Genomic DNA, 4,388 nt, shown 5'->3' on the forward strand with positions numbered 1-4,388 from the left:
CCCGGTGCTGGAATTCAATGATCGGGTGGAAGCCTGGATGCAGGATAACTGGCCGCAAGCCATGCAGACCAAGGGCACCGGCATGGACATCCTGTTTGGCCGGGTCACCATGCGCAATATTCAGAGCATGCTCAGCGGCGCGCTGATTGCGTTGGTCAGCGTGTCGGTGCTGCTGGTTATTGCGTTGCGTTCCGTGAGGTACGGCATCCTGTCGCTATTGCCCAACCTGTTGCCGGCGGCCATGGCCTTCGGGCTGTGGGGGTTGGTGAATGGGGAGATCGGGCTGGCGGTATCCGTGGTGGCGTGCATGACGCTGGGGATCGTGGTGGATGACACTGTGCATTTCCTGAGTAAATACGTGCGTGCCAAACGTGAATTGGGCCTCAAAACCGAACAAGCGGTGGAGTATGCATTCCGTACTGTCGGCGTAGCACTGGTGGCCACATCCGTGGTGCTGGTGGCGAACTTTGCCGTCATCGGCACCAGTCATTTTTACCCCAATTCCAGCATGGGGCAGTTGTCTGCGATCACCATTGCCATGGCCCTGATTGTGGATTTCTTCTTTTTCGTGCCATTACTGGTTGCGCTGGACCGCCGCAAGCGGACCAGAGGCAGCGTGCAATAGGCTCTAGCCAGTCTGATGAGGCGGTGTTAACGTAGCGCGAAACCGGGTAAATCCAGTTTCTGCGGAACAAAATACAGTGCCATACAAGAAAGATCGAAAGGTTCTTAAACGCGTAGATTACGGGGCCGCCAAGAACTCCTTGATGGGAGTCCTGGCGGCCCTTCTGGTTTATGCACTTGTCTTTGCCTGGGGCCAGGTCTACCAGAGCTTCGAACTGGAAGCGCTGATAGGCGGTGGTGCCGTCCTGTTGGTCACCGCTTACCGGCTGTGGCTGGTGGCGCGTTTCGATGCGCTGTATGGGGCCGGACCGGCCCGCTGGCGGCGTCTGTTCGGGTTGGGCCTGGCGTTGCACGCCTTGTTATGGGGCTTGTTGCCTGCCTGGTTGATCTGGCGGCTGGGCACCGGCTTCAATTTTTTCGTGGTCATTCTTTATAACGTGGGTGTGACCACGGCCCTGGGTAGCTCCTGGATGGCCGGGTTGCGGGTTCGCCAAGCCTATATTGTGCTGATGTTCCTGCCGACGTTGGCGGTTTTATTGTTCACCGGCACCTTGCATGACTGGGTGCTGGCGACACTGATTGGTGTTTACGCGTTCTATCTATTCCGGCTTTATCGGGGCCAATACGAAACCTTCTGGCACGCCATGACACGCGAGCGCCGCGGGCCTCTGGACCGAAAGCAGCCGGTGCGCAGCAGTACCGAAGTGCAGCTCAGCCTGGTATATCGGCTGGCCCATGAGTTGCGCACCCCCATGAATTCCCTGATGGGCATGATGTCGCTGCTTGAAGACACGCGGCTTAATGACGAGCAGAAAGATTACCTGCAGGTGGCGGGGCAGAGCGGCAAGCTGCTGCTGTCACTGATTGATGACGTGCTGGATTATTCCCGCATTCTTTCCCGTCGCATTACCCTCAATTCGGATTATTTCGATTTCCGTACGGCGATCGAGCAGTCGCTGGAAGCCTTTGGCCCCATGGCCCAGTCCTCCGGGCTGGAGCTCACCTGCGTGATTGACCGCATGCTGCCCAAACGCATCCGGGGCGACCGCGAGCGCCTGATGCAGGTGCTCAATAACCTGTTCAGCAACGCCATCAAGTTCAGCGAGCGGGGCGAAATTCGTCTGGATGTGGACTTTACCGTGGAAGGGGAAAGTGGCGGTGTGCTGCGCGTGCGCGTGAGTGATCAGGGCGCGGGCATGGATCCGGAAACCTTGCGCCACCTGTTTCAGGATCGTTTTATAGAAGATGGCCAGGACGTATATAACAGCCATCACACCGGGTTTGGCCTGTTGGTCTGCAAGGGCCTGATTGATGCCATGGGTGGCGCCCTGGGGGCGGAAAGTGTGCCTGGCGAAGGGTCAACCTTCTGGTTCACGGTGCCGGTGCAAATGCAGCCGGACATGCGCGAAGCGCAGAGCCTGATTCGGGCGCTGGATGGTGCCCAGGCCGTGGTCGTCGGAGCCGCTTCAGGCACGGTTGCCAGTATTCAGGAAGAGCTGGAAGCGCTGGACTGCCAGGCGTCTTCTGCGATGGGATACGATCATGCGTTGCAGGCCCTTCGTGCAGGGCACCGCGAACAAAGCGATTTTGATGTGTTGTTTGTGGATACCTGGTCGCGGCCTGAACTGGCCTTGAACCTGTGCCGCAATGTGCTTGAGGATCCTTCGCTGCGTCCGGTGCGCCTGGTGCTGATGGCAACCATTGAGGAGCGCAGCCACACAGCAGTGCAACAGCTTATCGACAAGCATGACCTGGTGGTGTTGGTGCGCCCGGTTCATCGCACCGTATTGCGCCAGGGGCTGGCACGACTGGTGGGCCTGCAGCGGCAGATGCCGGTGGGGGATGCTCCGCTGCAGACGCCGGAAGAACGCCAGCGGCGCAAACGTTTCCGGCTGATGCTGGTGGAAGACAACGAGGTAAACCAGCTGGTGACCCGGGGCATGCTAAGCAAGCTGGGTTTCCAGGTGAAAACCGTCAGTAACGGGGAAACCGCGCTGGCGTTACTGGACCAGGAATCGTTCGATTTGGTGTTGATGGACTGCATGATGCCGGAGATGGACGGTTTTGAAGTGACCCGGCGTCTGCGTGAAATCGAGCAGAACAAAGCGACTCTGCGCACGCCGGTTGTGGCGGTTACTGCCAATACGGCGGAAGGGGTTCAGGCCCGTTGCCTGGCTGCGGGCATGGATGATTTTCTTGCCAAACCGGTACATCTGGATGCACTGGAAACGGTGTTACGGCGTTGGCTGCCGGAACAGCCCGCCAAAGACGAGGAAGAACAATGACAAGAAAAGCCTTGCTGTTGGGGGCAACCGGGCTGGTGGGGCGTGATTGCCTGGAAAGCCTGCTGGCCTGCGATGAATATGAGCAGGTCACTGTGCTGACACGCCGCGCCTTATCCATCGAGCACCCCAAGCTGGACGTACATTTGGTGGAATTCGATAATATCGAGGCGTGTCAGGACCGATTTCAAGTGGATGATGTCTTTTGCTGCCTGGGCACCACAATGAAAAAAGCCGGGTCGCGGCAGGCATTCCGTCATGTGGATCATGATCTTGTCGTGCTGGCCGGCAACATGGCACGCCGGGCTGGCGTACAACGTTTTCTGGTTGTGTCGGCGGTGAATTCCAATGCCCGCTCCCCGTTTTTTTATTCGCGGGTAAAAGGGCAGATGGAGCGTGCGCTCATGAAGCTCGATTTGCCTTTGCTTGCCATTGTGCAGCCGTCGTTACTGCGCGGTGAACGTGAGGACAAGCGCCCGGCAGAAGACTGGGGCAATATTTTCAATCGAGTGATTGAGCCACTGACACGCTGGACGGATGCCCACTGGTTGCCCGTGGATAGCCGCAAGGTGGCTGATGCCATGGTCGGCATGGCATTGATGGGGCCGGATACCGGCCTGTACCGGTTACGGTACCGGGACATCCTGGTGTTTGCCGGTAAATTTCATGAAAAAGTGACCAAGGCTGCCTGAGGCACCTTGGTCGCAACTGATGGACAACATAACCGAAGGAGTCAGTATGACCTTTGTGACCTGCGATCTGTGTGATGACAATGCGGACAGTGTCTCCGTGGTAACCGGCCTCAACTGGCTCAGTTACGGTGGCCGCGCAGCGTTTGGCGGTGAAATCGTTACGGTGAAATGCTTCGAAGACAACAGTCGGGTCAAGGAGCACCTGGGCACCGATGGTAAAGGCAAGGTGCTGGTCGTCGATGGTGGTGGCAGCCTTCGCAATGCATTGATCGGTGACATGATCGCGGAAAACGCGGTGAAGAACGGCTGGGAAGGCGTGATTATTTACGGTGCCTGCCGTGACGTGGATGCGCTGGCGACACTGGATATCGGTGTCATCACGCAAGGCTGTGTGCCAATTAAATCCGTTCGTCGTGACGAAGGGCAGCTGAATATCGACATCACCTTCGGTGGCGTGACCTTCCGCCCGGGCGAATTCGTCTATGCGGATAACAACGGCATTATCACCGCACCGAAGGCACTCGTGTGACGTTAGCTGTTAGCGATTGTTGTTAAGAATCCTGCTATAAAGAACAAAATCACAAATGGCCGGCATGATGCCGGCTCTCACTGCACAGGGAAGAATTATGCTCAAGTCCATGCATGTGGCGGAGTACATGAGCCGCCGTCTGGTCACCTTTTCCCCCGATATGTTCGTGAGTGAAGCCATTCGTGTATTGCTGGAAAATCAGATTTCCGGTGGCCCGGTGGTGGATGAAACGGGCCGTGTGGTGGGGGTCTTTTCCGAATC

At 57.5% G+C, this 4,388-nt stretch carries 5 protein-coding genes; all 5 read left to right on the forward strand.

The annotated features are described in order from the left end of the window. The coding region (locus tag A3754_RS25035) for an efflux RND transporter permease subunit (protein ID WP_156497221.1) at nucleotides 1-625 on the forward strand (625 nt) is incomplete at its 5' end. Between the two features lie 142 nt (nucleotides 626-767). Then, entirely contained in the window at nucleotides 768-2,909 is a 2,142-nt protein-coding gene (locus A3754_RS25040; protein ID WP_063521646.1) for a response regulator, read from the forward strand. Further along, nucleotides 2,906-3,598: an NAD(P)H-binding protein gene (locus A3754_RS25045; protein ID WP_063521647.1), complete on the forward strand. Its 693-nt coding sequence runs from the start codon at nucleotides 2,906-2,908 to the stop codon at nucleotides 3,596-3,598. The genes A3754_RS25040 and A3754_RS25045 overlap by 4 nt, the downstream gene beginning before the upstream one ends. A gap of 46 nt (nucleotides 3,599-3,644) precedes the next feature. After that, on the forward strand, nucleotides 3,645-4,127 hold the full coding sequence (gene rraA, locus A3754_RS25050) for a ribonuclease E activity regulator RraA (RefSeq protein ID WP_063521648.1): 483 nt from the start codon (nucleotides 3,645-3,647) through the stop codon (nucleotides 4,125-4,127). A gap of 127 nt (nucleotides 4,128-4,254) precedes the next feature. Continuing rightward, on the forward strand, nucleotides 4,255-4,388 hold a 134-nt coding region (locus A3754_RS28685; RefSeq protein WP_255363169.1), incomplete at its 3' end, for a CBS domain-containing protein.

This window comes from Alcanivorax sp. HI0083, from assembly GCF_001635175.1.